We start from the raw sequence: 21,144 nt of genomic DNA, 5'->3' as shown, positions 1-21,144 counted from the left end.
ATCATCAGAGACCACAGAGATCCCCATCCGAAGAACCGCAACCAGAGGAAGCAATGATGAGATCACAGCGCCGAAACCTGACTCGCACCGCCGCGCCGCTCGCCGCGGCCGCCGCACTGACGCTCGCGCTGAGCGCCTGCGCCGGCTCCGCAGGAGGCGGGGGCGGCGGGGGCGGAGCCGGCGGTGGCGAGGGCTACGAATACGGCGCCTCTCAGGAGGAGCTCGATCAGGCCCTCGCCGAGCTCGACCCGGTCACCATCACCTACCAACCCTCGGCGGCCTCGGAGGCGTCCATCCAGTCCCCCTCGGGCACGGTGCTCGCCGAGGCGATCGAGGAGAGGTCCGGCGGCAAGATCACCGTCGAGACCGTCTGGGGCCAGGCGATCGCCGGCTACGGCGAGGTCCACGATGCGCTGGCCGACGGTCGCGTCGACCTCGCCTACACGCTTCCGGTGTACCAGCCGACCGAATTCCCGGCGGTGAACGCACTCGGTGACATGCTCGCGGGCATGTCCCCCTCACCGTTCACCGGCGAGATGGTGACGAACGCCGTCGCCGCCGACGTCAGCTGGGGCACCCCGGAGATCGTCGAGGAATACGAGTCCCGCGGCCTGTCACCCATCGTCCCGGTGGTCGCGTCGGGCGGCTACTACTCCGTGTGCAGCGAGCCCGGGATGGGAACCGAGGACTGGGACGGCCGCCAGGTGCGCATCGCCTCGGCTACCCAGAACCAGCTCATGAGCCACATCGGCGCCTCGCCGGTGTCGCTGGAGTACACGGAGACCTTCGAGGCACTGCAGCGCGGAACGGTCGACTGCACGCTCGCCCAGCTGGTGCCGTCGGCGGAGGCCGGCATCTTCGAGGTCGCTCCCCACGTCGGCTACATGACGGAGACCAGCTATACCCGAGCCCCAGGTGCGCTGCTGGCCGGCTCGAGCTTCGATCAGCTGCCGCTGGCGTACCAGCAGGTCGTCTTCGACAGCTTCGTCGAGTACTACCAGGGCCAGATGATGACCACCATCGGCGGCAACGCCGAGGGCATCCGCCAGGCCAAGGAGGCCGGCGGCGAGATCGAGGAGTTCCCGGCGGATCTGCAGCAGACCATCGAGGACTTCAACTCCGCGAAGAAGGAGGAGATCGTCGAGTCCGGCGTGGTCGGCGAGGACACGATCACCCGGATCGAGGACTCCGCGGAGAAGTGGGCACAGCAGGCCGAGGAGCTCGGGTACGAGGACCAGGGCTCGACCGAGGACTTCGACGAGTGGTACGACGAGGAGACCGACTTCACCAAGATGTCCACCGCGCTCTTCGATGAGGTCTTCACCGCGCACCGACCGAGCTGATCGGGCCCTCCCCTGCCCGGCTCCCGCCCGAGCCTCCGCCTCCCGCCCGAGCCTCTGGCATCGTGCGACCAGTTCGACGTGGTGCGACCTCGCAGGGTCGCACGTTCCGCAGAATGTCGCTCACTGCTGAGGCGCACCGCCCGCAGCGCACCGCCGGGACGCGGGGGCCGCGGAGCCGGGCGCAGCAGAACTCCCCGTGACCCAGTCGGAAAGGCACGGGGAGTTCTGCTGTGTCCGAGGCGGACCCTACGATGGAGGACAATCCTTCGCACCCAGGACACCGCCTCGAACCACAGCAGGGAGACCCATGAGCCACGTCCAGCCCTCCGCCCGCCGCACCCTCGGAGCCCGGACCCGGCCCCGCCGCGCCTGGCCCGCGGCCGCCGCGCTCGGTCTTGTCACCGTGGCGTCCGGCTGCGGCGCCCCGGGTGGTGAGCCCGACGGCGGCGACACCGGCGGCACCGGCTCCGGGTTCGCCTATGGCGCCTCGCAGGAGGAGGTCGACGCGGCGCTGGCCGAGCTCGAGCCGGTGACGATCACGTATCAGCCCTCGGCGGCCTCGGCGGAATCGATCATCGGCCCGAACGGCACGGATATCAAGGAGGCGATCGAAACGCGCTCGGGTGGCAAGATCACCGTCGACGTGGTGTGGGGCCAAGCGATCGCAGGCTACGCCGAGATCGACGATGCGCTGGCCGACGGGCGGGTCGACCTGGCCTTCACGCTGCCCTCCTACGCCCCGGCCGAATACCCGGCGTTCGACTCGATCGGCACCGCGATGGCCACGCTGCCGGACTCGCCGGTCACCGGGGAGCTCGTCACCAATGCGGCCGGCGTGCAGGCCGGCTGGGAGACGCCCGAGGTGCTCGCCGAGTACGAGGAGAAGGATCTCGTGCCGCTCATCCCGGTCCTTGCCGGTGGCGGCTACTCGACGATGTGCTCGGAGCCGATGACCAGCCTGGCGGACTGGGAGGGCACCCAGGTGCGGATCGGCTCGGCCGCGGCGAGCGAGCAGGTGCAGAACCTCGGCGGCTCACCCGTGTCGCTGTCCTTCCCGGAGACCTATGAGGCTCTGCAGCGCGGCACGGTCGACTGCGACCTCGGCCAGCTCGCGCCCAATGTCGAAGCGGGCACCTTCGAGGTCGCTCCGCACCTGGGCTACACGACGGACGCCGGGATTGCGCGGGCCGCCGGCGCGTATGTGGCCGGTCAGACGTACCGGGAGCTCCCGCTGGCCTACCAGCAGGTGATCTTCGATTCGATGTCGACCGCCTTCAGCACCATGATGGAGGTCGTGATCGGCGCGAAGGCGGTCGCGGTCGAGGACGCCCTGGCCGGCGGAGGTTCCGTGGAGGCGTTCGACCCGGAGGTGCAGCAGGCGATCGCCGAGCACGCCGGACGGCTCACCGCTGAGACTGCGGAGTCCGCGGGAGTGCCCGGAGTACCGGACCGGCTGACCCAGGCCGCCGAGGTGTGGCAGACCCGGGTCGACGAGCTCGGCTACCGGGAGGACGGCGACTTCGCCGAGCTGCCCGACTGGTATCCGACCGACGCCGACTACGACGAGCTCGGCCAGGCACTGTTCGACGAGGTCATGGGTCCCCATCGCCCCGAGTGAGCGCCGCCGCGCCCGGCCCTCGGTTCCCCTGCACCGCCGGCTTCGGCTCTGCCGGCCTCGGCTCTGCCGGGTGGCGGCGTGAGTCTCACACCTCCTGGCGCAGCACCGTCTTCTGGATCTTGCCGGTGCCGCTGCGCGGGAACGCCTCGCGGATGATGATGTCCTTGGGGAGTTTGTAGCGGGCGAGCTTGCCGTCGCAGAACTTCCGGATCTCCTCGAGGGTCGGTACGTCGTCGTCGGCGTGCGGCACGACGACGGCCACCGGCACCTCGCCCCACTTCTCATCCGAGCGGCCGACGACGGCCACCTCTGCGACCTTGGGGTGCCAGGCGATGACGTTCTCCAGTTCGGCGCAGTAGATGTTCTCCCCGCCGGAGATGATCATGTCCTTGACCCGGTCGACGACGTAGAGGAAGCCCTCCTCGTCCTGGCGCACGAGATCTCCGGAGTGGAACCAGCCGCCGGCGAACGCCTCGGCGGTGGCGGCCTCGTTGTTCCAGAACCGGCTCATGACGCCGGGCCCGCGGTAGACGATCTCGCCGACCTCGCCGCGGGGCACGTCGTTCATCTGCGAGTCGACGACCCGGATCGAGTAGTTGCGGTCCGGCAGTCCGACCGAGCCGAGCTTGCGCAGCGAGTCCTCGTGGCTCAGGGAGACTCCGCCGGCGGTGGTCTCGGTCTGGCCGAACGCGGCCTGCGAGCTCGCCTCCGGGAACGTCTCCCCCATCGCGGTCAGCAGCGCCTCGGTGGCCGGGGCGGCGCCCCAGCTGTAGAACTTCAGGCTGACGCTGCGCGGCTTGCGGCGCTGCTCGTCGACGATGAGCTGCCACTGGGCCGGCACCATGAAGGTGCGGCTGACGTCGTGGGCCTCCATCACGTCGAGCAGGTAGCCCGCGTCGAATCCGGTGGACGGCGTGATCACCGAGGCCGCCGCATTGGCGATGTTCGTGGTGACGACGTTGAAGGCGGCGATGTGGAACATCGGCGAGGCGATGAGGACCGAGTCCTTGCCGGGGACGTACGCCCACGACGCGGACGACCGCATGGTCGTCGCGAGGAAGTTGGAGTACGACAGCACCGCACCCTTGGGACGGCCGGTGGTGCCGGAGGTGTACATGATGGCCTGATCGTCGCCCAGGTCGCACACCACCGGGTCCGGCACATCGCCCTCTTCGCCGGCGGCGGCGAGCTCGAGCAGGTCCATGAAGGCAGCCTCCGACGCCGAGCCCTGCGCCTCGGCGAGCGCCGTGCGAGCGGTGTCGGCCCGCTCGGCGTCGGCGACGACGACGGTCGGCTCGCAGTTGCCCAGGATGTAGGCGATCTCCCCGGCCGCAAGCCGGAAGTTCACGGGCACGGTGATCGCGCCGAGGTAGTTGGTCGCGTAGGTGACGACCGGGAACTCCGCACTGTTGCCGGCGACGAGCGCCACGCGATCACCACGGCGCACACCTGCCGCCGCGAGCCGCGCCGCCGCCTGCTGGATGCGCACGAGGAACTCACCGTAGGTGATGGTGGTGTCCTCGGCGATCATGGCAGGACGATCGGGCAGCTGGCGCGCGTGCCGGTAGACACCGGCAATCGGCAGGTGAGTGCGGGAGAGTTCGAACTCGAGGTCCACGGCAACTCCTTCGTTGCGTTCATACTTATTGAACAATCGTTAGGTCTCGCTCAGGTTAGCGAGTTCGATGCCCCCGGTAAAGTCGGCGCCGCTTCAGCTCGACCCGGCCGTGTCCCCGGTGAGCGCGGTGTCGAGGGCCTGCCTGAGATCCGACCACAGATCGTCGATGTGCTCGATCCCTACGCTCAGCCGCAGCAGCCCCTCGGGGACCGTCTCCGGCTCGCTCTCGTGCCGGCGGCGGCGCTCGACGAGGCTCTCCACTCCGCCCAGCGAGGTCGCCGGCGTCCACAGCTCGACCTGCTCCGCCACGCATTCCGCCGACTGCCCGTTCGGCAGCACGATGCACAGGATCGCGCCGAATCCCGTCATCTGGGCGGCGGCGCGCTCATGCCCGGGATCCTGTTCGAGCCCGGGGAAGCGCACCTCGATCCCCGGGTATTCGGAGAGCCGCTCGGCCAGCTCGAGCGCGTTGGCCTGCGAGCGCTCCACGCGCAGCGCCAGCGTGCGCAGTCCGCGCAGCGCCAGCCACGTCTCGAAGGGTCCGGCGATGGCGCCCTTCATCGAGCGGTGGTGGTGGAGCGCCTCGCGCAGCTGCGCGTCGGAGGTGATGGCCGCGCCGAGCACCACATCGGAGTGTCCGGCGAGGTATTTCGTCACCGAATGGACGACGACATCGGCACCGAAGGCCAACGGCTGCTGCACCAGCGGGGTGGCGAAGGTGTTGTCGACGACAGTGATCACCCCGAGGCCTTTGGCGTGGGCGATGAGCGCCGGCAGGTCAGCGACCTCGAGCATCGGGTTGGTGGGGCTCTCCAGCCACAGCAGCACACCACGCGCGGTGCCGGCGTGCTGCTCTGCTGCGGCGGACACGGCGGTGTTGACCGCCTCGGTGTCGGCGATGTCGACGGTGACGAGCTCGAATCTGCCCACCGCGGCGGAGTCCTGCGCGCCGGTGAGGGCGCCCAGGTAGCAGTGCTGGGGCATGATGACGGTGCCGCCGGCCGCGACGAGCTCGAGCGCCGCGGACACCGCGGCCAGGCCCGAGGCGAAGACGAGTCCCGGCAGCGCGGTGCCTTCGAGCTCCGCGAGCGCCTGCTCGAGCGGCTCCCACGTGGGGTTGCCATAGCGGCCGTACTGGATCCCTCCGGACTCCAGGCTCGCTGTGCCGATGAAGGTCGAGGACAGGACGACCGGCGGGTTGAGCGGAGCATCGTGCTCGCGGGTCGGCCTGGCGGTTTCGACGACGACGGTCTCGGGTGCCCATTTCTGTGTCATGAACTCAACTCTAATCCCGGCCTGATTCGGCCGAGATATTCATCCGATTCTGGTAGTAGTATTGGCTCGACGGCCGAGTCGTCGGCGCTTCCTCCGGGTACCCCAGCCATTCGGGTCGCCGTTTCTCCCGTCATGGCTCGCACGGTCCCCTCCTCACCCCTTGGACACCACATGGACGCTTCGACTGCCGACATCTTCGCATCCACCAGCGCCTTCGCATTCACCAGCTACTTCGAGCTCTTCGAGCGCCTGGTCCCGTGGTTCATGGAGAATCCGTGGGCGTTCGGTCTCATCGTCGGAGCCCTTGCGCTGATCAGCCTCATTCCGGCCCGGAGAGCGCCGCGGGACCCCATGCGCGCATTCTCCCGGGAGCAGCGGCGCGAGGGATTCACCCGGGCCGGCAATCGGTGCGAGTTCGACGGCTGGGTCCCCTTCACCCGATGTGAGAGTCCGGCAGCGCACGGCGATCACTTCGTCCCGTGGTCGAAGGGCGGTGCGACGACGATGGCCAACTTCGTGGCGGCCTGCGCCCGGTGCAATCGGCGCAAGGCCAGTCGCCGCCCCTCGTCCGGCCTCACCGAGAGAATCGCGCACCGGCGGCAGCGATACTTCCCGCAGGACGTGCCGCGAACACCCGGCCAACGCTTCGTTCGGCCTCGTTCGCCTCGGCTCTCGAAGACCTGAGACGCTCGTCACGGTCCCCGGACAGGCGGCTCCTCGAATGCCGTAACGTGTCAGCGTCAGCGAACCAAGCAAGGAGGATCTTTGGCTGCTCAGATCGTGGCGCTCATCGTCTTCATCGCCCTCTTCGCGATCGGCGCGATCCGCGGCGTGCACATCGGCGTACTCATGATCCCCGGTGCGGCCGGTGTGGCCCTGTTCCTCACCGAGCTGGCGATGGAGGACGTCATCGCGGGCTTCCCGCTGTCGATCATGGTGCTGCTGGTCGGCGTGACGTACTTCTTCGCCATCGCCCAGACCAACGGCACGGTCGACCGGATCATCGACTCGGCCCTGCAGCGGATCGGCTCGAAGGCCGCCCTCATCCCGGTGGGCTTCTTCCTCATCACCGCCGGCATCGCCGCGATGGGCGCCCCGCTGGCCGGTCTGGTGATGATGCCGGTCGGCATGCAGGTGGCCCGCCGGTACGGGATCGACTACGCGCTCATGGGCCTGGCGATCTGCTTCGGCGTGGGAGCCGGCGGGTTCGCACCGACCAGCCTCTACGGCATCGTCACCTACGGCACCGCCCACGACGCGGGCATTCCGCTCAATCCGCTGCTGCTGTTCGGCATCACCGTGGCGACCTACCTGCTGCTGCTCATCGCCGCGTACGCGATGTTCGGCCGGCAGTTCTTCTCCCGGGCGCGCACGTCCGGTGGCACCGCGATCGCGACGCCGGACCTGGCCAGGACCGCCGAGGCGCCCGGCAGCCACCCGTTCGAACGGGAGACCGCCCTGCGTCGGGGCTCGGCATCCGCCTCGGGAGTGGCGTTCGGCGAGGACGACGAGGACGAGGCGATGTTCGACGCCTCGCACTCCGGCCACGCCGGGGAGGACGAGCAGAGCGCGGGACTGCCGCCCTTCACCCCGATCCAGATCCTCACCGTCGTGTGCATCGTGGCGCTGCTGGCCGCGGTCGTGCTCATCGCCGCGTTCGGCCGGGAGCCGGACATCGGCCTGCTGTGCTTCGCCTTCGCCTCGGTCCTCGCGCTCGTCGATCCGGCGACGGGCAGGAACGCGGTGAGCAAGATCGACTGGTCGACGGTGCTGCTCGTCGGCGGCATCATCACCTTCGTCGGCGTGCTCCAGCACATGGGAGCGGTCGATCTGCTGGGTCAGGGCGCGAAGTCGATCGGCGCGCCGATCGTGGCCGCGTTCGTGCTGTGCGCGGTCGGGGGCCTGGTCTCCGCGTTCGCCTCGACGACCGGGATCCTCGCCGCGCTGGTGCCGCTGGCGCTGCCGCTGGTCGCCGACGGCAGCCTCCCGGGCTGGGCGCTGATCACCGCGCTGGGCATCTGCTCGGCCGTCGTCGACGTCTCCCCCTACTCGACGCTGGGCGCCACCGTCGTGGCGACCGCGCCGCTGAGGGAGAAGGAGCGGCTGACCGGCATCCTCGTGCGGTTCGGACTGTCGATGGTCGTCATCGGTCCACTGCTGCTGGTCGGCGGCCTCGTCGTCCCGGCGATGCTGCTCTGAGGGGCGGCGGCTACACCAGCTGCTTGACCAGCACCGCGAACTCAAGGTCATCGGTCCGCGGGATCCCGAAGCGCTCGTCGCCGTACGGGAACGGCTCGGTCTCGCCGGTGAGCTCGTAGCCCCGGCGCTCGTAGAACGCGACGAGCTCGGTGCGCTTGCTGATCACCGTCATCCGCATCCGCCGGGCCTGCCAGTGCTCCGCCGCGTAGCCTTCCGCGGCGGTCATCAGCCGACTGCCCATCCCCTGGCCCTGCGCGCGCGGCGAGATGGCGAAGAGCCCGAAGTACGCCGTCCCGTCGCCCAGGTCGCGCAGCTGGACGCTGCCGAGCGCACTGCCGTCGTCGGCTCGCACCAGCAGCACGACGCCGCTCGGGTCGTCGATCATCTCCGCTGCCGCCTCCCGGTCCAGTCGCCGGCCGTCGAGGAGGTCGGCCTCTGTCGTCCACCCGGCACGCGAGGCCTCGCCGCGGTAGGCGGATTCGACGAGGGCGACGAGATCATCGACGTCGGAATGCCGAGCGAGCGCCGGTGTCAGGATCACAGTCCCACCTCCTCGTAGACGGTCTTGGCCACGACCAGGTCCTCCCAGGACATCCCGGAGGTCTTGAACACCACCGGTCGCTCCGGGTCGACGCCGGCCGCGCCGGTGGTGACGACCTCCTTGAAGGTCAGGGTGTCCTCCATCTGCAGGGCGCCCTCCGCAATCGCCATCACCACATCGCCGCACTCGTCCCGCGCCGTGTGTCGGCTCTCCACGATGACCGTGGACCGCGCGAGCAGGGCGCCCGACAGCTCCCGCGCGTCAGGGCTGTGCGAACCCATGGCGACGACGACGGCTGAATCGGGAATCGCCTCGGCGGGGAACAGGGGCTCCTGCGCGGTGGTCGCCGTGACGATCAGGTCGGACGCCTGCAGCGCGGCCACCAGCTCCTCGCCGGAACTGCCCACGACCTCGGTCCCGGGGATGCCCATGTCCGCCAGGCCGGCGAGGAATTCGGCGCCGCGCCCGGGCTCCCGCACGACGACGTTGACGCTGCTGACCGGCACGACCGCGCGCGCCGCGTCGACATGCAGGAGTCCCTGCACGCCGACTCCGAAGACCGTCATGGATACGCCTTCGGGGAAGCGCCGCGTGAGCACATCGGCGACCCCGGCCAGGGACACCGCAGGGGTGCGCAGGTTGGTTAGCGCGGCGCCGTCGAGGATGGCCAGCGGCCGGTGGGTGCGCGAGTCGAGCAGCAGGCAGCTGCCCTGGATCCGCGGCAGCCCCGCCTCGTGATTGTCCGGGGTGACGGTGAGGACCTTGACGCCGGCGTAGGAGCCGATCTCTGCGGGCATGAAGAGGAATTCGCCGTGCTTGAGCGGGGCCGACAGCCGTGTCGGGTCGTCTGCGGGATCGAAGTCCGTCATCAGGGCCGCACGGAGCGCGGCGATGGCGCCGGCATAGTCGAGCGCCGAGGCGAGGGTCGCCTCATCGAAGATCCTCATCGTTCTCCTCCTCTGGGGGTGTGCCCCAACTCTAATGTCACGCGCCGCCGGCCGACATCGATTGCACTGGTCCGGCGGGTAAGGGCATGGTCCGGAGGGTGGCCCTGGTCCGGCGGGCGGGGCCTGGTTCGGAGGGTCAGGGCCTGGTCCGGAGGGTGGGCCCTGGTCCGGCGGGCGGGGGCCTGGTTCGGAGGGTCAGGGCCTGGTCCGGAGGCCGGGGGCGGAATAGGCTGGAGCCGCGTCGGACCTCCCCCTGGAAGTAGGGTGGAGGCGAATCGTCTCTCCTCGGGAAGGAACGCAGCATGAGCCACTCCCCGCAGACCGTTGAAGTCGACGGCATCTCCGTCGAGCTCCGCCATGACGAGCGCCTCTCGCAGTTCGGGGCCTACCACAAGGATGCCCGGCTGAGCTTCGCCTCCTACCTCGACCGCGGGGACCAGCGGGTATTCCATCACACGGAGACGCTGCCGGCGTGGGGCGGCCGGGGAATCGCCGGTGCAGTCGTGCGCTATGCGCTCGATTCCACCGCCGCCGAGGGCAAGAAAATCCTGCCCGCATGCTCCTACGTCGCCGATTTCGTGCGCGAACACGACGACTGGAACGACCACCTGAGCAGCTGAGCGTCCGCTTGCTCAGTCCTCACCGGCAATGCTCGCGAGGTGCTCCGCCAGCAGCTGGGCGTGGTTCTGCTTCTCGTTCTTGACTCCGAACAGCAGCACCAGCACCCCCCGGCCGGAGGCACCGAAGCGCTGCAGCAGAGCCGCCGGTGCTTCCGACTCCTTGAGCTCCTGCCGATAGCGCTCGGCGAACTGGTCGAACTCCACGCCCCCGGAGTGGAACGCCTGGCGCAGCTCGTTGCTGGGCGCGACGTCCTTGCACCATTCGTCGTAGTCCAGCTGATCCTTGCGGATGCCGCGCGGCCACAGCCGATCGACGAGCACTCGGTAGCCGACCCCGTCGGAGGGGGCGTAGACCCGGCTCACTCGAATATCCATTGATCCTCCTGATTCTGCTCCGGCTTCCGGTCAGGCGACGCGCACCGGATTCCCGACCGATGACGCGAGCCGGCCATGGCTCAGGAGTGGGAGGACTGATCCACGTTGGTGACCGTCGTCAGCAGGAAGACGCTGTCGGCCAGTGCCAGCACCGAATGACGTTCATGGGTGAGGATCATCAGCTCACCGGCGGACAGCTCGCCCTGCATGTCGTCCCCGAGCTCGACCCGGACCTGCCCCTCCAGCACCTGCAGGCTGGCCGCCGGCGGCGAGTTGTGCTCGGCCATCCGGGTACCGTCCGTCAGAGCGATGACGGTATGGCGGAGCGGTCCGTCCTGCCCGACGAGGTCTGCGCTGCGCCCCCGCTCGTCGGCCCGTGCCTTGTCGAGCTGTTCGGCGCTGCAGTTCGTGAGATCGACCATGACGGTGCTCCATTCCTTGGGCGTGCTGCGGATCCGCTGCGCGGTTCCCGGTTCCTCCCCTAACCTATCCGCGGCCGAGGCGGGAGTCCACGATCGCCGAGCGAACCGGCAGGCGCCTCGGCACCGGTCCGGGCAGGCGCCTCGGCACCGGTCCGGGCAGGCGCCTCGGCGACAGGGGTGTTCGCTGCAGGCGCCCCGACTGGGGGCGCCACCGGGCGAGAGGGTCGAGTGGGACGACGTGTGTCCGGTACGCGAAGGAGAACCCAGCTCACCCAGCCGGTCGCGACCAGGACGACCGCGGAGACCAGACCCCACAGAAGCGCGGGATCCTCGATCGCCAGTGTCGGGATCGTGCGCCCCGGTGCGGCGAAGGCGAACGCTCCCGCCCCGATCGCACCGAGCCAGGACCCCACCATGTTGCCGATATGCGAGCGGACGTCCCGGCGACGGATCGCCAGCACCCCCAAGGTGGTGGTGCCGAAGGTGAAGATCGCGAGCGCGTGGAAAATGGTGAAGCCCCCGCTCAGCGAGTAGATGAACATGCCGGAGACGCAGACCAGGTACATCATGAGCACCCAGCTGCGGCCGATCATCCGGTGCGCCGAGTCCTTCGGGCGGCGCAGCAGATTCACGGGCGCGAGCAGGATGACCAGGGAACCGGCAAGAGCATGGACGGCGATGACGATGTGCGCGGCGATCATGCCAACAAGATAGAGTTACTATCCAATTCCCTCAACGTAGATAGCGCGGGGCGCATCAGCTATCCGAGGGGAGACAGCCATCCGAGGCGAGGCTGCGAACAGAGGACAGCAATCCGAGCGACGCAAGGAGCGCGCCGATGAAGCTGAAGGAACTCACGGAGAGAACCGAAGTCAGCAGTGCCACAGTGAAGTACTGGATCCGCGAGGGCATCCTGCCGCCGGGCCGCCTCCGGAACACCACGACCGCTGACTACGACGAAGCGCACGTCGAGCGCATCGCTCTGATCTCGACGATGCGCACCGAACTGGGTCACTCGATCGATGTGATCCGAGCTCTGACCACGCGCATCGACGACCCCGCGGTCCAGCTGGTCTCGATCATGGACCACTGCCAGTCGCTCGCCATCGGCCTGTCGAGTGACACCCCCGGCAGCGCAGAGCACACCCCCGGCAGCGCAGAGCACGCACCCGGCAGCACGGAGCACGCACCCGTCGAGCAGCGGATATCCGAGGCCTGCACGCGCCTCGGGTGGCCCGACACCGCCTCACAGGCACGCGCCGCTCTCGCGCAGGTGCTGGTGCAGATGGACCGGTACGGGATGATGCCGACCACCGATTCCCTCATCCGATACGGGCACGCTCTGGGACCGCTCGCCGCCGACAACGTCGGCGACAGCCGGGTCCGGGGCACACGCGATGCCGTGGCGCTGGGGGTCCTCATCGGCGTCACGATGCAGACGCGGTACCTGGTGGCGATGAACAGCCTGGCCCACGCCTCGGCGAGCATCGTCCGCGAGGCGTCCGACGACCGGGCAGAGTAGCAGACCACCGCCGCCTGCCCACTAGACTGGCGTCAGCCCCTGGTCACAGGAATTCACCAACGGAAGGGAACGCCGACATGGACGTCCAGCCCATCATCGACAAGCTCAACACCGGCCTGTTCATCAACGGACAGTGGCGCGACGCCGAGGGCGGCAAGACGATCGACGTCTTCAACCCCGCCACCGGCAAGGTGCTCACGAGCATCGCCGACGGCTCCGGCGCCGACGCCGAGGAGGCCATCAAGGTCGCCGGTGAGACCCAGGAGTCCTGGGCCGCCACCCCGCCGCGCGAGCGCGGGGAGATCCTGCGCCGCGCCTACGAGATCCTCATCAGCCGCACCGACGAGATCGCCGCGGTGATGACCGCCGAGATGGGCAAGCCGCTGGCCGAGTCGAAGGGCGAGGTGGCCTACGGTGCCGAGTTCTTCCGCTGGTTCGCCGAGGAGGCCGTGCGGATCGAGGGCGACTTCACGGTGTCGGCCGACGGGAAGTCGCGCATCATCGTCTCCCGCGAGCCGGTCGGTCCGAGCATCCTCATCACTCCGTGGAACTTCCCGCTGGCGATGGGCACCCGCAAGATCGGCCCGGCGATCGCGGCCGGCTGCACCATGGTGTTCAAGCCCGCGCAGCTGACCCCGCTGACCTCGTTCATGCTCGTCGACGCCCTCGTCGAGGCCGGCCTGCCCGCCGGTGTGCTCAACGTCGTGACCTCCAGCTCTGCGCGCCGGGTCGTGACCCCGTGGATGGAGTCCGGCATCGCCCGCAAGGTCACCTTCACCGGTTCGACCGAGGTGGGCAAGGGGCTGCTCGAGCAGGCTGCCCAGCACGTCATGAAGACCTCGATGGAGCTCGGCGGCAACGCGCCGTTCGTGGTGTGCGAGGACGCCGACCTGGAGAAAGCGGTCGACGGTGCGATGAAGGCCAAGATGCGCAACATCGGCGAGGCCTGCACCGCCGCCAATCGGTTCTTCGTGCACCGCTCGGTGGCGGACGAGTTCTCGAACCGGCTGGCCGAGCGGATGGGCGCGATGAAGATCGGCAACGGTCTGGATGAGGGCGTCGAGGTCGGGCCGCTCGTCGAGGAGAAGGCCCTCAACAAGGTGGCCGAACTCGTCGACGACGCCGTGCAGAAGGGCGCGAAGGTCGTCACGGGCGGCGAGAAGATCGAAGGCGAGGGCTACTTCTACCGCCCGACGGTGCTCACGGATGTGCCGGAGGACTCCGAGATCCGCCGCGAGGAGATCTTCGGACCTGTCGCCCCGATCACGGTGTTCGACACCGACGAGGAGGCCGTGGCGCTGGCCAACGAGACCGAGTTCGGACTGGCGGGCTACCTGTTCAGCGAGAACCTCGGGCGCGCGCTCAAGCTCACCGAGCAGATGCAGTGCGGCATGATCGGCCTCAACACCGGCCTGATCTCCAACGCCGGCGCGCCGTTCGGCGGAGTGAAGCAGTCCGGACTCGGCCGCGAGGGCGGCCGCGTGGGCATCGAGGAGTTCCTCGAGATCAAGTACGTCGCCACCCCGCGGGTCTGATCACCGACTCAGACGGCCCCTGCCGCGCACGAGGTGCGGCAGGGGCCGTCTGCTATTCAGGCGGCGCCGGAGGACGAGTCCCAGAGGCGCCCGGCGAGACGCGTCTCAGGCGCGCCGGCGGGCGAGCACGTCGTCGATCCGGCCGACCCCGCGGCGGTTCGCTCCGATCGCCGCACGACCATGCGTCAGAGCACTCTCGGAGACGCCGCTGTCCTCCCGCACCGGGTCCTCGAGCTCAGCGCGGTAGCCCAACTCCTCGGCGAACATCTCCGCCAGGCTCTCCTTGGAGTGGGCAGGCAGGCTGGTGGACGAGACGTCCGGTTCTACCTGCTGCCGCTGGGTCCGCTCCACCACAGGGGCTTCGACGTAGGTCGGCTTGGGCACCGGCGTCGGGTTCCATCCGGTCGCGGCGAATCGCTTGGCGAGCGGATCGTTCGTCCTGCTCGGCGCGGCGGGCGCGTCCTCGGCGCCCAGGCTCAGCGCGGGTCGCCGCTGCGCGCGCTGCACCCTGACCGTCGAATCGTCGTTTCCTGCCGAGCGCGGCGTCGGGGTCTGCGCAGCGGTTCGGGCGTGCGAGCCGGTCGCGGCCGGAGCCTCGCTCGTGGTCGGCTTCTCCATGGTCGGCTTCCCCGGTGCCGGCTTCTCCATCGTCGGCTTCCCCGGTGCCGGCTTCTCCATGGTCGGCTTCTCCGGAGCCTCGCTCGGGGCCGGCTTCGATGCCGCCACCACCGCTTCCCGGACGGCAGTCAGGTCGACGGTCTCGCGCTGGTCCGGCGATGGCGCTTCGGTGTCAGCCGAGGCCGGAGCCGAGGCCGCAGCCGAGGCGGGTGCGGGCTCGGCTGAGACGGATCCCGCCCGGGGCCGGGAGGCTCCAGGTTCCGGCTCGGTCCGAGCCCGCCTGCGATCAGCCGCGGCGGCCAGTGCCGCGCCGGCCCGACGTTCGGCAGCTGACCGCGGCGCGACGGTGTCCTGAGAAGAAGCATCGGCCCGAGCCCTGGAGGCGGATCCGCTGATGGTCTCGGCTGCCGTCGACCGGCCGGACGCAGTCCGTGAACCCGACACGGCCTGCCCGCGGTCCCGTGTCGCCTCTCGCAGTTCACGTCGCAGCGCGCGAACCCGAAGGTTGAGCGAGCGCACCATGAAGAGGCAGCCGGCGGCGAGCAGGACCGTCAGCACCGGAACCGCCCACGGCACGGCCCCGAACAGGGCCAGGACCGCGGTGACGACGGATCCGGCCAGGACCAGGAGGAAGACGATGCTGATCAACGGGATCACGCTCTTGAGCTGCGCGATCCGCTCCCCCACCTCGCCGGCGGATTCCTCGTGAGCCTCGTCCGCACGGCTGGTCTGCTGCGCGGGCCGGGCGGTGGAACGACCGCGAGCCGACGACCCGGTGCGGGTCTCCTGGGCATGCCGAGCGCTCCGGCCGGACACTCGAGGCGTCGCTGCCTCGGACTCCGGTCGGGCGCCGGAGCTCGATCCGGTCGAACCCACGGCGGCTGCGCGCGAACCATCAGCGCCGGGCCCCGCCGAGCCGGTGGAGCCGGCGAAGCTCTGCGCATCCGTCAATCGAGATCGAAGGTGGGCGGGGAACTCCCGTTTCGTGTGCTGTGACATCGGGGCACCCGGGACGTGGGAAGACTGGGAAGATTTCATGGGGGTGTCCATCTGATCGTGGTGGGCGGTGTACTGGTGGGCCGAATAGTGCTGTCCTACTGCAACAGGCAGCGGGACGAACTCCGCTGCCTGCTGCTCTGCCTGCTCCGAAGCATTCTGCCCGTCGATCACGGAGAGCGCTGGAGTCTCCCGCACGAGATGCAGCTCCGGCGCCTCGTCCGTCACCGGCACCAGCATCGGAGGCTGATAGCTCGCGGCTTCACGACTGCCGGCGAAGAGGCTGGGGCCTTCCGCCGGTGTCGAGCACGAGGCAGGAGCCGCTGGCTCGCATGGATGCGCGGCAGCCGGGATCTGGTCGATCTCGGTGCGCTGCGCCGCCCCGTCGATCCTCCTGAGGAGAGAGGGCAGCGTGAATACGAACAACACTCCGACGACGAGGGCGATGGTGATGCTGGTATCCACAATCCAACCTTAGGAGAGTGGAGCGGATCACGATTGCATCACACCAAGGTGTGTCGGACTCATTTCAGCAGCCGATGCGCGTCTCACCTGCCGTTTTGCACATCCCAGAAGCCGTCCTGCCGCGGATTCGCGCGGGTCCTGCGGACACTCACCGCTTCATTCCCGGTATCGCACCCGCCGCCAGTAGTCGAAGACTCCGAACGGGACGTCCTCGGCCACCAGTGCGAAGGTCCGGTGGTCGCGCCAATCACCGTCGATGTGCATGAAGCGCTCGCGCACGCCCTCGTCGCGGAAGCCCAGCTTCTCCACCACGCGCAGACTCGCCGTATTCTCCGGCCGGATGTTGATCTCCATCCGATGGAGGCCCAGGGAGGAGAAGCAGTAGTCGGTGGCCATCGCCACCGCGGTCGGAGTGTGGCCCAGGCCCGCCACACGCTCGTCGATCCAGTAGCCGAGGGAGGCGCTGAGGAGAGAACCCCATTGGAAGGAGCTCACAGTGAGCTGTCCCCGGAACCGGCCGTCCACCTCGAGCGCGAACGGAAGCAGGGCGCCCCTGCGCGCCTGCGAGTCGAGGATCCGCCGCAGCTGCTGGAAGCCGGGCAGCTGGTGGTCGGGTTCGGGGATCGTCGCTTCCCACGGCCGCAGCCAGTCGACATTGTGGCGCCGCACCTCGGCGAACTCCTTGGCATCGCGACGCTGCAGGGGTCGCAGCACCAGGCCGCCCTCGACCAGGGTCACCGGCCAGAAGCTGCTCATCGGCTAAACCGTCGGTTCTTCGGGCGTCTTCGCAGGGCGCTGCATCGGCAGGATCGTGGCGTCCGGGCTCGAGGAGTCCGCCGACAGCGGCGGCACCACACCCGGGTCCGGCGACTGCATGAAGATCCCGGTGTCGAGGTCCTCGCCGATGTCGGCTCGTGGCCCCGACAGCATCTCCGCCACCAGCGGCAGCGTCACCTCCAGCGACACCGACACGGCGGTGGTGTCGTCGGGCAGCGTCAACGCGATGGTGGCATCGAGCCGGCCGCACGCCGCGTTCTCGAACACGCCCATCCGGTACCCCGCCTCGAACTGGCGCCGACGGATCACCTCGGCAAGGCCGGGAAGCTCGGCGTCGAGCTCGAGGCGCATCAGATCCGCGATGTCGGGCTCCGCTCCGGTCCGCAGACCGCCCACGGTGATGAGCAGGTCGAACTGCTCCGCAGCCTGGCGGCACAGCTCCTCGAGCTGCGCCGCCGACCCCAGGAACGCCTCGACCGGATTGAACCCGTGCTCGCGGAGGAGATTCGTCGCCGTCGAGCGGGTTTCGGCCTCGACCTCACCCGACACCAGCACGACCAGGACCGTGTACCTGTCCTGCTCCACGGTCCGTGAACGCAGGAAGCCGTTCATCGCTCAAGTCCGGCTACGTACTCGTGCAACCATGCATTCAGCTCCTCGCCCAGATCGTCGCGGCGGCCCGCCAGCTGGATGACCGCCTTGATGTAGCTGAGCTTGTCGCCGGTGTCGTAGCGCTTCCCATTGAGCACGACGCCGTAGACGCCGGGCGAATCCGACGCCGCTCCGAAGGTCTGCAGCGCGTCGGTCAGCTGGATCTCCCCGCCGCGGCCGGGCTGGGTCTCGCGGAGGATGGGGAAGATCTCGGGAGCCAGGACATAGCGGCCGATGATCGCGAGGTTCGAGGGCGCATCGGCGGCATTCGGCTTCTCGACCAGGCCGGTGATCCGCACCACCCCGTCATCGCCGGTCTCCTCGACAGCGGCGCAGCCGTAGAGGTGGATGGAGTCGCGGGGGACTTCCATGAGGGCGACCACGCAGCCGCCGGTCCGCTCCTGGACCTCGATCATCTGCGGCAGGATCGGGTTGTGCTCGTCGATGATGTCATCGCCGAGGAGGACCGCGAACGGCTCCTGCCCGACATGCTGCTCGGCCTTGAGAACGGCGTGTCCGAGCCCGAGCGGGTCGCCCTGGCGGACGTAGTGGATGTCAGCCAGGTCCGAGGCGTGCTGCACGGCAGCGAGCTTCTCCTCGTCGCCCTTCTCCTTGAGCGCACGCTCCAGACCGTCGACGCGATCGAAGTGGTCCTCCAGCGGCCGCTTGTTGCGACCGGTGACCATGAGCACGTCGGTCAGACCTGCCGCCACCGACTCCTCGACGACGTACTGGATAGCGGGCTTGTCCACCACCGGCAGCATCTCCTTGGGAGTGGCTTTCGTGGCCGGGAGGAAGCGTGTTCCGAGGCCCGCAACGGGGATGACGGCTTTGCGGACCGATTGAGTGTTGTTCTCTGCCATGCGCGTCAGTCTACGCTGTGGGCATGGCTCCCCCGTCGAACTCGGCCGCGAAGGCGTCGTGGCGCACCGAAGTCCGCAGGAAGCGAGCGGACCGCACCGGCTGCGGGAGCGAGTTCGCCCACCAGCTCGCCGAGGCGCTGGCCGAATCCCGCGTTCTCGTCGCCTATGCCGCGCTGGCCGGCGAGCCGGATCTCGACCAGGCTCTCGACGCCGCTCGTGCCGCCGGGAAGCAGGTGCTGCTCCCGACCACCCATCCCGGCGAGCCGCTGCGCTTCGGGGTACTGGAGTCGCCGATGGCCGAGCTGCCGAGGGTCGGCACGTGGCAGATCCGGCAGCCGGAGCCGACGCTGTCCGCCGCCGAGGCGCTCGCCGGGACCGGCGCGAGCTCCGCCGGGGATCGTCTGCCGGCTCCCGTGGACACCATCCTGGTGCCCGGGCTGAGCTTCTCCCCTGCCGGCTGGCGCCTCGGCAACGGCGGCGGGTTCTACGATCGCACCTTCGGACCGCTCGGCGCTGCCCCGGTGGCCGGAACCGGAATCCGGGTGTTCGGGATCTGCTATCACGACGAGATCGTCGACGAGCTGCCCCGGGACGACTGGGATCTGCGCGTCGGGTCGATCGTGACGGAGCGCAGCACGGTTCCGACCGTCGATGCCGACTGAGTCCGGGCGTCTTCGGCGGGGTCCGGTCGGGACCGCTGGGATTCGACCGTGGCCCGCTGGGAATTGACAGCGTTCAACTGGACTATAATCTTCCGGGATTCTCCAGAAAGGTTGACCATGCCGACGTATTCCTATGCGTGCAAGAACTGCGGACACTCGTTCGACATCCACCAGTCGTTCTCCGACGAGTCGCTGACCGTCTGCCCCGAGTGCGCCGGTCGGCTCAAGAAGGTGTACGGCTCGGTGGGCGTGACCTTCAAGGGCTCCGGCTTCTACCGGACCGACTCGCGCTCGGAAGCGGGTTCGTCGTCGGGCGCCGGCTCGCCGTCGACCTCCTCCTCGGGCGCCGGCTCATCCTCGACCTCGAGTTCGGCATCGTCGAGTTCGTCGGCCTCGTCGAGTTCGGCATCGTCGGAGAAGGCTTCGGCCGGCACCTCGTCCAGCTCCGCGGACTGACCTTCTCCGGGTCGGGGGCTGTCTCTGGTGCCGGTGTCGCGGCAACCGCAGCCTGAGGTCACAGAAGCCACGACGCTCGACCCGTATCCACACCTCCGGATCGGCAGTGGCAGCACAGGTGGCATGGGAGTCACAGTCGGAGCATGTTCTCACTTCGGCTCCCACTGCGCCTGCGCACATCGCTCCCCCTCAAGGACAAGCGCCGGCTGCGGCGCGCTGTTGCGGCGGTCGCCCTGGCGGCCGCCACCATGCTCGTCGTCTGGACACTCACTCCGCGCTCCGCCGGAGTCGACGTCGTCGTCGCCGCCGAACCCATCGCCCCGGGCACCGAACTCAGCGCTGCCGATGTCAGCACCCGTGCCTACCCGGCCGAACTCGTTCCGGACGACGCGCTCCGGTCCCCGGCCGAGGCGGTGGGCAAGTCGGCGGCCGCTCACCTCTCCCCGGGCTCCCCGGTGACCGCGAGCGGATTGGTCCAGCCGCGGGAGGAATCGCTGACTGAAGGACAGCTCCTGATGCCGGTGACCGTCACGGACGAAGCTGCAGCCCGGACCCTGCAGCCCGGCCACCGAGTGCGCATCTACACGGCCGGGTCCGCAGCCGACGCCGGCGGCGGCAGCCTCGAAACCGCAGGCGAGTCCGAGTCCGCTGATCGCTCCGACGCCGGCTCGGACGTACCGGGGGCGGCCGCGGAATCAGGCTCGTCCTCGGCCCTGGTCGACATGGCGGTCGTGTCCTCGGTCGCACGCGAATCGGGCAGCTCGCTGAGCGCAGCTGTCACAGTGGTGACGCTCATCGTCACCGAGCAGCAGGCGGCTGCACTGGCCTCGGTCGCAGGCAGCGGCCTGCACTTCGCCCTGCTCAACTGAAGCCTCCGGCTAAGCTGAGGCCGGCGCAGCTGCGCCGCCATCCTCACCACTGAAGGACCTGACCATGTTCAAGGGCTTCCGAGATTTCATCCTGCGCGGCAACGTCATCGAACTCGCCACTGCCGTCATCATCGGGGCGGCGTTCACCGCCATCGTCACCGCGATCTCCGACAACTTCATCAACCCGCTCCTCGCTGCGATCGGATCACCCGGATCGCCGGCGCTGTCGTTCCGGATTCGTCCGGACCTCGAAGCGACCACCATCGACCTCGGCGCCATCATCACGGCCGTCATCAACTTCCTCATCGTGGCCGCGGTCGTCTACTTCATCATCATCGTGCCGATGAACAAGCTCGGAGAACTCCGCAGAAAGGGAGCTTCCGAAGAAGCGGTTCCGCCGACCGCCGAGGAGCTGCTGGCCGAGATCCGAGATCTGCTGGCGACCGGTCGGCAGGAGGTCGTGCCGGACCAGCGCATCGCAGGTGGGCCGAGCGTTGACAACCCGGCTGAAGACGACTTGAAATTCGGCTCCAACTCTCCGCGTCCCTGAGGATCAGTCCTTCGGCGGCGGCTGCACCCGCGTGCGCGACTGCCAGTGCGGTGGCCGCTCGGCCAGCAGTCGCTCGTCCGCCGAATCGCGATTCTCAGCGGGATCCGACGCACCGCCCGAATGCGGGGACGCTTCGTTGCGCACCATCCTGCGGTACGCCTCGACTGCCTTCTTCGCTGTGTCGTCGCGCTTCTTCGCCCCGCTGTCGCCGCCCACGACCCC

General features: G+C 69.1%; 23 protein-coding genes and 1 pseudogene. 11 read left to right on the top strand and 13 right to left on the bottom strand.

Annotated features, from left to right (window positions below; all coding sequences use genetic code 11):
* The first annotated feature begins 53 nt into the window (after window positions 1-53).
* Complete coding sequence (dctP, locus tag LXN01_RS09780; RefSeq protein ID WP_236864555.1) at window positions 54-1,343, top strand: TRAP transporter substrate-binding protein DctP; 1,290 nt, start codon at window positions 54-56, stop codon at window positions 1,341-1,343.
* 307 nt (window positions 1,344-1,650) lie between these two features.
* Entirely contained in the window at window positions 1,651-2,961 is a 1,311-nt protein-coding gene (gene dctP / locus LXN01_RS09775) for a TRAP transporter substrate-binding protein DctP (protein ID WP_236864553.1), read from the top strand.
* 85 nt (window positions 2,962-3,046) lie between these two features.
* Here the strand turns inward: dctP (LXN01_RS09775) and LXN01_RS09770 are convergent, their stop codons facing one another.
* Together LXN01_RS09770 and LXN01_RS09765 are read right to left on the bottom strand one after the other, a co-directional pair.
* Complete coding sequence (locus LXN01_RS09770; RefSeq protein ID WP_236864551.1) at window positions 3,047-4,579, bottom strand: AMP-binding protein; 1,533 nt, start codon at window positions 4,577-4,579, stop codon at window positions 3,047-3,049.
* Between the two features lie 93 nt (window positions 4,580-4,672).
* Window positions 4,673-5,854: a trans-sulfuration enzyme family protein gene (locus LXN01_RS09765; RefSeq protein ID WP_236864544.1), complete on the bottom strand. Its 1,182-nt coding sequence runs from the start codon at window positions 5,852-5,854 to the stop codon at window positions 4,673-4,675.
* A gap of 171 nt (window positions 5,855-6,025) precedes the next feature.
* Here LXN01_RS09765 and LXN01_RS09760 point away from each other — a divergent pair, with 171 nt between their 5' ends.
* Window positions 6,026-6,538 carry an HNH endonuclease gene (locus tag LXN01_RS09760; protein ID WP_236864542.1) on the top strand — a complete coding sequence of 171 codons (513 nt, stop codon included), beginning with the start codon at window positions 6,026-6,028 and terminating at the stop codon, window positions 6,536-6,538.
* Window positions 6,539-6,619: 81 nt separating this feature from the next.
* On the top strand, window positions 6,620-8,053 hold the full coding sequence (locus LXN01_RS09755; protein WP_236864540.1) for an SLC13 family permease: 1,434 nt from the start codon (window positions 6,620-6,622) through the stop codon (window positions 8,051-8,053).
* 10 nt (window positions 8,054-8,063) lie between these two features.
* Here the strand turns inward: LXN01_RS09755 and LXN01_RS09750 are convergent, their stop codons facing one another.
* Together LXN01_RS09750 and LXN01_RS09745 are read right to left on the bottom strand one after the other, a co-directional pair.
* Complete coding sequence (locus LXN01_RS09750; RefSeq protein ID WP_236864538.1) at window positions 8,064-8,594, bottom strand: GNAT family N-acetyltransferase; 531 nt, start codon at window positions 8,592-8,594, stop codon at window positions 8,064-8,066.
* A complete protein-coding gene (locus LXN01_RS09745) occupies window positions 8,591-9,541 on the bottom strand; it encodes an ornithine cyclodeaminase family protein (protein ID WP_236864536.1) in 951 nt (316 codons plus the stop codon). Before LXN01_RS09745 ends, LXN01_RS09750 begins: the two co-directional genes overlap by 4 nt.
* A gap of 302 nt (window positions 9,542-9,843) precedes the next feature.
* On the opposite strand from LXN01_RS09745, the gene LXN01_RS09740 reads away from it, so the two are divergent.
* Window positions 9,844-10,161, top strand: a complete 318-nt coding sequence (locus tag LXN01_RS09740) for a GNAT family N-acetyltransferase (protein WP_236864529.1) — start codon at window positions 9,844-9,846, stop codon at window positions 10,159-10,161.
* 12 nt (window positions 10,162-10,173) lie between these two features.
* On the opposite strand, the gene LXN01_RS09735 is transcribed toward LXN01_RS09740, so the two are convergent.
* The 3 genes from LXN01_RS09735 to LXN01_RS09725 form a co-directional block, all read right to left on the bottom strand.
* Window positions 10,174-10,536 carry a DUF488 domain-containing protein gene (locus LXN01_RS09735; protein WP_236864527.1) on the bottom strand — a complete coding sequence of 121 codons (363 nt, stop codon included), beginning with the start codon at window positions 10,534-10,536 and terminating at the stop codon, window positions 10,174-10,176.
* An 80-nt stretch (window positions 10,537-10,616) separates the two neighbouring features.
* Window positions 10,617-10,958, bottom strand: coding sequence for a cupin domain-containing protein (locus tag LXN01_RS09730; RefSeq protein ID WP_236864525.1), 342 nt, complete (start codon window positions 10,956-10,958; stop codon window positions 10,617-10,619).
* A gap of 59 nt (window positions 10,959-11,017) precedes the next feature.
* Entirely contained in the window at window positions 11,018-11,659 is a 642-nt protein-coding gene (locus LXN01_RS09725; protein WP_236864523.1) for a DUF2306 domain-containing protein, read from the bottom strand.
* Window positions 11,660-11,796: 137 nt separating this feature from the next.
* Between LXN01_RS09725 and LXN01_RS09720 the strand changes: the two genes are divergently transcribed.
* Both LXN01_RS09720 and LXN01_RS09715 read left to right on the top strand, forming a co-directional pair.
* A complete protein-coding gene (locus tag LXN01_RS09720; protein WP_236864521.1) occupies window positions 11,797-12,480 on the top strand; it encodes a MerR family transcriptional regulator in 684 nt (227 codons plus the stop codon).
* Between the two features lie 77 nt (window positions 12,481-12,557).
* Window positions 12,558-14,015, top strand: a complete 1,458-nt coding sequence (locus LXN01_RS09715; protein ID WP_236864520.1) for an NAD-dependent succinate-semialdehyde dehydrogenase — start codon at window positions 12,558-12,560, stop codon at window positions 14,013-14,015.
* Window positions 14,016-14,120: 105 nt separating this feature from the next.
* Here the strand turns inward: LXN01_RS09715 and LXN01_RS09710 are convergent, their stop codons facing one another.
* From LXN01_RS09710 to galU, 4 genes are all read right to left on the bottom strand, one after another.
* Entirely contained in the window at window positions 14,121-16,094 is a 1,974-nt protein-coding gene (locus LXN01_RS09710; protein ID WP_236864519.1) for a hypothetical protein, read from the bottom strand.
* Between the two features lie 156 nt (window positions 16,095-16,250).
* Complete coding sequence (locus tag LXN01_RS09705) at window positions 16,251-16,850, bottom strand: GNAT family N-acetyltransferase (RefSeq protein ID WP_236864518.1); 600 nt, start codon at window positions 16,848-16,850, stop codon at window positions 16,251-16,253.
* A 3-nt stretch (window positions 16,851-16,853) separates the two neighbouring features.
* Complete coding sequence (locus LXN01_RS09700) at window positions 16,854-17,483, bottom strand: molybdopterin-binding protein (protein WP_236864517.1); 630 nt, start codon at window positions 17,481-17,483, stop codon at window positions 16,854-16,856.
* A complete protein-coding gene (gene galU / locus LXN01_RS09695; RefSeq protein ID WP_236864516.1) occupies window positions 17,480-18,385 on the bottom strand; it encodes a UTP--glucose-1-phosphate uridylyltransferase GalU in 906 nt (301 codons plus the stop codon). The genes LXN01_RS09700 and galU overlap by 4 nt, the downstream gene beginning before the upstream one ends.
* Window positions 18,386-18,408: 23 nt before the next feature.
* Here galU and LXN01_RS09690 point away from each other — a divergent pair, with 23 nt between their 5' ends.
* A complete protein-coding gene (locus tag LXN01_RS09690) occupies window positions 18,409-19,047 on the top strand; it encodes a 5-formyltetrahydrofolate cyclo-ligase (protein ID WP_236864514.1) in 639 nt (212 codons plus the stop codon).
* Between the two features lie 117 nt (window positions 19,048-19,164).
* Window positions 19,165-19,305: pseudogene (locus LXN01_RS16385) on the top strand (FmdB family zinc ribbon protein); the annotation flags it as partial.
* 14 nt (window positions 19,306-19,319) lie between these two features.
* Here the strand turns inward: LXN01_RS16385 and LXN01_RS16380 are convergent.
* Complete coding sequence (locus LXN01_RS16380) at window positions 19,320-19,481, bottom strand: hypothetical protein (protein WP_336885262.1); 162 nt, start codon at window positions 19,479-19,481, stop codon at window positions 19,320-19,322.
* Between the two features lie 165 nt (window positions 19,482-19,646).
* Here LXN01_RS16380 and LXN01_RS09680 point away from each other — a divergent pair, with 165 nt between their 5' ends.
* Window positions 19,647-20,372: an SAF domain-containing protein gene (locus LXN01_RS09680; protein ID WP_236864509.1), complete on the top strand. Its 726-nt coding sequence runs from the start codon at window positions 19,647-19,649 to the stop codon at window positions 20,370-20,372.
* A 64-nt stretch (window positions 20,373-20,436) separates the two neighbouring features.
* Window positions 20,437-20,922 (top strand): large conductance mechanosensitive channel protein MscL, encoded by a 486-nt coding sequence (mscL, locus tag LXN01_RS09675; RefSeq protein ID WP_236864507.1) that lies wholly within the window; start codon window positions 20,437-20,439, stop codon window positions 20,920-20,922.
* A gap of 3 nt (window positions 20,923-20,925) precedes the next feature.
* On the opposite strand, the gene LXN01_RS09670 is transcribed toward mscL, so the two are convergent.
* Complete coding sequence (locus tag LXN01_RS09670) at window positions 20,926-21,138, bottom strand: hypothetical protein (RefSeq protein ID WP_236864505.1); 213 nt, start codon at window positions 21,136-21,138, stop codon at window positions 20,926-20,928.
* Between the last annotated feature and the right edge of the window lie 6 nt (window positions 21,139-21,144).

The organism is Brevibacterium daeguense, from assembly GCF_021729135.1.
Classification (GTDB): domain Bacteria; phylum Actinomycetota; class Actinomycetes; order Actinomycetales; family Brevibacteriaceae; genus Brevibacterium; species Brevibacterium daeguense.
Note: the sequence above shows the minus strand (reverse complement) of the source record. Positions and strands in the feature narration are given on the sequence as shown.

What these genes read in the sequence shown, in the direction of transcription:
- LXN01_RS09705 (WP_236864518.1), bottom strand. Translation starts at nt 16,850, where the DNA reads ATGAGCAGCTTCTGGCCGGTGACCCTGGTCGAGGGCGGCCTGGTGCTG.
- LXN01_RS09765 (WP_236864544.1), bottom strand. Translation starts at nt 5,854, where the DNA reads ATGACACAGAAATGGGCACCCGAGACCGTCGTCGTCGAAACCGCCAGG.
- dctP (WP_236864555.1), top strand. Translation starts at nt 54, where the DNA reads ATGATGAGATCACAGCGCCGAAACCTGACTCGCACCGCCGCGCCGCTC.
- LXN01_RS09720 (WP_236864521.1), top strand. Translation starts at nt 11,797, where the DNA reads ATGAAGCTGAAGGAACTCACGGAGAGAACCGAAGTCAGCAGTGCCACA.
- LXN01_RS09735 (WP_236864527.1), bottom strand. Translation starts at nt 10,536, where the DNA reads ATGGATATTCGAGTGAGCCGGGTCTACGCCCCCTCCGACGGGGTCGGC.
- LXN01_RS09760 (WP_236864542.1), top strand. Translation starts at nt 6,026, where the DNA reads ATGGACGCTTCGACTGCCGACATCTTCGCATCCACCAGCGCCTTCGCA.
- LXN01_RS09740 (WP_236864529.1), top strand. Translation starts at nt 9,844, where the DNA reads ATGAGCCACTCCCCGCAGACCGTTGAAGTCGACGGCATCTCCGTCGAG.
- LXN01_RS09700 (WP_236864517.1), bottom strand. Translation starts at nt 17,483, where the DNA reads ATGAACGGCTTCCTGCGTTCACGGACCGTGGAGCAGGACAGGTACACG.
- LXN01_RS09725 (WP_236864523.1), bottom strand. Translation starts at nt 11,659, where the DNA reads ATGATCGCCGCGCACATCGTCATCGCCGTCCATGCTCTTGCCGGTTCC.
- LXN01_RS09680 (WP_236864509.1), top strand. Translation starts at nt 19,647, where the DNA reads ATGTTCTCACTTCGGCTCCCACTGCGCCTGCGCACATCGCTCCCCCTC.
- LXN01_RS09715 (WP_236864520.1), top strand. Translation starts at nt 12,558, where the DNA reads ATGGACGTCCAGCCCATCATCGACAAGCTCAACACCGGCCTGTTCATC.
- LXN01_RS09730 (WP_236864525.1), bottom strand. Translation starts at nt 10,958, where the DNA reads ATGGTCGATCTCACGAACTGCAGCGCCGAACAGCTCGACAAGGCACGG.
- dctP (WP_236864553.1), top strand. Translation starts at nt 1,651, where the DNA reads ATGAGCCACGTCCAGCCCTCCGCCCGCCGCACCCTCGGAGCCCGGACC.
- LXN01_RS09745 (WP_236864536.1), bottom strand. Translation starts at nt 9,541, where the DNA reads ATGAGGATCTTCGATGAGGCGACCCTCGCCTCGGCGCTCGACTATGCC.
- mscL (WP_236864507.1), top strand. Translation starts at nt 20,437, where the DNA reads ATGTTCAAGGGCTTCCGAGATTTCATCCTGCGCGGCAACGTCATCGAA.
- LXN01_RS09690 (WP_236864514.1), top strand. Translation starts at nt 18,409, where the DNA reads ATGGCTCCCCCGTCGAACTCGGCCGCGAAGGCGTCGTGGCGCACCGAA.
- galU (WP_236864516.1), bottom strand. Translation starts at nt 18,385, where the DNA reads ATGGCAGAGAACAACACTCAATCGGTCCGCAAAGCCGTCATCCCCGTT.